Origin of the sequence: Chryseobacterium mucoviscidosis (genome assembly GCF_002177115.1) — a bacterium.
Classification (GTDB): domain Bacteria; phylum Bacteroidota; class Bacteroidia; order Flavobacteriales; family Weeksellaceae; genus Chryseobacterium; species Chryseobacterium mucoviscidosis.
In genome coordinates, this window is sequence record NZ_MVAG01000051.1 from 1 (window position 1) to 365 (window position 365).

At 48.2% G+C, this 365-nt stretch carries 1 protein-coding gene; it reads left to right on the plus strand.

The window, feature by feature from the left end:
* Positions 1-365: DNA polymerase III delta subunit-related protein (locus B0E34_RS22650; RefSeq protein WP_503327686.1), on the plus strand; the 365-nt coding region annotated here is incomplete at both ends.

Genomic DNA, 365 nt, shown 5'->3' on the forward strand with positions numbered 1-365 from the left:
GAAGGGCGCAAAGGGACGGGCAAATTAGACGCGGCAACCCTTCTGGCAAAAAGCTTTTTTTGCCTTGAAGATGGAGCAGAGCCATGTGAGTCATGCAGGAACTGCCAGCGGATTGAATCTGGAAACCATCCGGACGTACACGTCGTCCATCCGGACGGCCTTTCCATTAAAAAGGGACAAATCCAGGCGCTTCAGGAAGAGTTTTCTAAGACCGGTTTGGAATCGCATAAAAAGCTGTATATTATTTCCCATGCGGATCAAATGACGGTCAATGCGGCGAACAGCCTTCTAAAGTTTTTAGAGGAACCGAGCAGCGATACAATCGCTGTTCTTTTAACGGAACAGCCGCAAAAATTGCTCGATAC